Here is a 2907-nt window from a genome sequence, read left to right as displayed (position 1 = left end):
GGGGTGGCATTGGTCTCGGCGGCAGCTATGCCTGGGCCGACAACAAATATGCGCTTTACGGCGAAGGCTCGGTCAATACAGGCTTAACTCATTTTACCGACAGCTACAGCCTCAAGGCCAATGCAGGCTTCAAGGTGAGGTGGTAAAGCCGCCGCACCGAGCAAACACTCGCCTGGCAATCACCGGGAGCAGCCAAACAATCCGTCGTTATGCACTTCCCTTCGTTGCTTCAGCTGTTCAAGCAAGCGGGTTTTGCAACCACGCCCTGTTCAAGAGATCGATTTTTAAGCTTTGCATCGGCGCAACTTGAATTTCCCGATCAAAATTGATAAGATGTAAATATATTTACTATATTAGGTTTTCGTAATGCTTCATACAATCGAGATCGGCACACCCGCTGCGGTGGTGTTTTCCCAGTATCAAAATGTCTCCTCGTGGCCTTTATGGGACGACGAATGCCAGGCCGTTGATTTGCCCGATGGTCTCCGGGTAGGCTCAAAAGGCTGGCTTAAGCCAAAAAAGGGGCCGAAGGCAAAGATAGTCGTCAGCGCCTACAGCGAGAACAAACTATTTGTCGTCGAAAGCAAGTTACCACTCTGCGTCATGTCGTTTGGCCACCAGCTTGACGCCGTTGGCGAGAAAACCGTGGCTATGCATTGGGTTCGTTTCGACGGGCCACTGTCGTTTCTGTTTCGATGGCTTATTGGCAGGCAAATCAATGCAACGCTGCCAGGAACCTTGCGCGGCCTGAAGGCAATTAGTGAGCGCGCGGAGACAGGCTGATGCAAGAGAGTGAGCTGGACTGGCAGAGCCTCTCGCGTGTTGATGGTCCCCAGAACAGTCCCGGCTTTGTCATGTGGCGGCTGTTCATGGTGTGGCAGCGCGGGCTGAATGCGAGGCTCAAGCCGCTTGATTTGACTCAGCCGAAATTTGCCGTTCTGTCGACAATCAGCTGGCTGTCACGCGACGGCGCAGCAATCTCGCAACAGACGCTGGCGCAGTTCCTGCAACTCGATCGCATGCATGTTTCGCAGTTGGTGAGCCGCCTCGATCAGGATGGCCTGCTTGATCGCGGTCCCTCCCCAAGGGATCAGCGCGAGAAGCTGCTATCACCGAGTCCATTGGGGCTGGAGAAAATCAGGCAGGCAATACCTGTTGTGGAGAGCTTCGACGCGGATTTTTTCCGCCGCCATGAGGCTGACTTCTTGCGAAGCTTCTCCAAAGGCTTCAATAGTCGCCATCCAATTACATGAGATAAATATAAATTAGATAATATTAAATAATATATAAGTGTTAAATAAAAAAGCACCGCGTTAACATCCAGTAATACAGAATTGTTTACTATGGTTAATTGATAGTTTAACTGTCGCAACTGTTTTTATATGACGACACTCGCATCAAGACTTATCGTCATAGCTATATTTTGAGGATTTCCGTGAAACCGAACCCCTGCTGCATCACCCGTCACCGCATATGCCTTGCTGGCGCTGCCTCCTTCCTTGTGATTGGCTCCGTCCTGGCTCCGCCCTCTGCTTTTGCCGCAGGCTCGGTGACCTATACCGGCTCGGTCAACCCGCATCCGGCTTCGCAAGGCATCGCTGTCTGGAACTGGGATGACTCGGGCTATGACACGGCGGTCGTTGGACAAGATTCAGGCTCGACTGCGACAGTCACTATCCGCGATGGTGGCCAGGCAACCGGAAGCAATATGACAATCGGCCAGGGACATCCGGTACAGCAGGGTGCAACCGGCAAAGTCACGGTTGACGGAAGTGGCTCGCTCCTCAATGTCGAAAAGCAACTAATTGTCGGCGCCGGTTCTAACGCTCAAACGAAAGGTAGTGACGGCACATTGCTGGTGACGCAGGGCGGGCGCGTTCTGGCAGGCAGTATTCGCGTGTCGAACGCAATAGAATCTCCTGGCCACGTCATCGTCGACGGCAGCGGATCTTCGATCCAGCTCGACCGCGAGATGATCGTTGGGTATGAGGGAAAAGGTGATCTCAACATCAGCAATGGCGGCCAGGTCAGCGGACGATCAATGACGCTCGGTGCGACGCGATTTGGAAACGGTGAAGTCACCATACAGGGTGCCGGCTCCTCATGGAACGGCACAAGAGGGGTCTTCGTTGGCCAGTTGCATGACGGCACGCATACTCTGTTTGACGGTGGTGCTATTCATGATTACGCCCTGGAGATTGCCTACGATGCCAATACCAATGGCACGGTGAATATTGGCGGCGCGCAGAATGAGGCGGCCAAGGCGGCTGGCACTGTCGATGTCACTATGATCGAGTTCAACGCCAAGGGTGGCGGTAGCAATGGTGTTCTGAACTTCAACACCACCAATGGTGTTTCGATTGATGCCGCAATTGTCGGCGAAGGCACCATAAACCAGATCGCCGGCACCACCATGCTCAATGGCGACACCAGTGACTTCACCGGCATCGTCAATGTCTCGGGTGGAAAAATCGGCGCGAGCGGCGGCGGCGATGAAACAACCCTTACATTCAACGTCAACGATAACAGTCAATTCGCTTTCACAAATAACAACAAAACCATAGTCTATGCGGGTCGGATCTATGGCACCGGTGAGGTGCTGCAGGAAGGATCTGGAACCACCATCTTCACCAACGAAAATACCTATACGGGTGGTACGACCATCAATGCAGGTATCTTGCAGCTTGGCATGGGTGGTACGACCGGTTCTGTTCTGGGCACGATTACCAATAATGCAGTGCTTGCGCTTGATCATTCGGATGGTTGGGAGTTTTCCAATGTGGTTAGCGGAACCGGCACGCTGATCCAGCGCGGCACCGGCACGACGACGCTGAGCGGTCATAACAGCTATTCTGGTGGGACGATTATCGAGAATGGCGTTCTTCAGGTTGGCTCTGACGATGCGCT

At 53.3% G+C, this 2907-nt stretch carries 3 protein-coding genes; all 3 read left to right on the top strand.

Going from position 1 to position 2907, the window contains the following annotated elements:
* The first annotated feature begins 366 nt into the window (after positions 1-366).
* A complete protein-coding gene (locus QBD00_RS23530; protein WP_151096157.1) occupies positions 367-783 on the top strand; it encodes a hypothetical protein in 417 nt (138 codons plus the stop codon).
* The gene (locus QBD00_RS23525) at positions 783-1253 is read left to right on the top strand and encodes a MarR family winged helix-turn-helix transcriptional regulator (RefSeq protein ID WP_318580700.1); all 471 of its coding nucleotides are present in this window, start codon (positions 783-785) and stop codon (positions 1251-1253) included. Before QBD00_RS23530 ends, QBD00_RS23525 begins: the two co-directional genes overlap by 1 nt.
* A 182-nt stretch (positions 1254-1435) precedes the next feature.
* Positions 1436-2907: autotransporter-associated beta strand repeat-containing protein (locus QBD00_RS23520; protein ID WP_318580699.1), on the top strand; the 1472-nt coding region annotated here is incomplete at its 3' end.

The sequence above is a fragment of the Ochrobactrum sp. AN78 genome, assembly GCF_029909885.1.
GTDB classification, from domain to species: domain Bacteria; phylum Pseudomonadota; class Alphaproteobacteria; order Rhizobiales; family Rhizobiaceae; genus Brucella; species Brucella quorumnocens.
The sequence above is the reverse complement of the archived record's forward strand: the minus strand, read 5'-3'. Positions and strand labels throughout refer to the sequence as shown.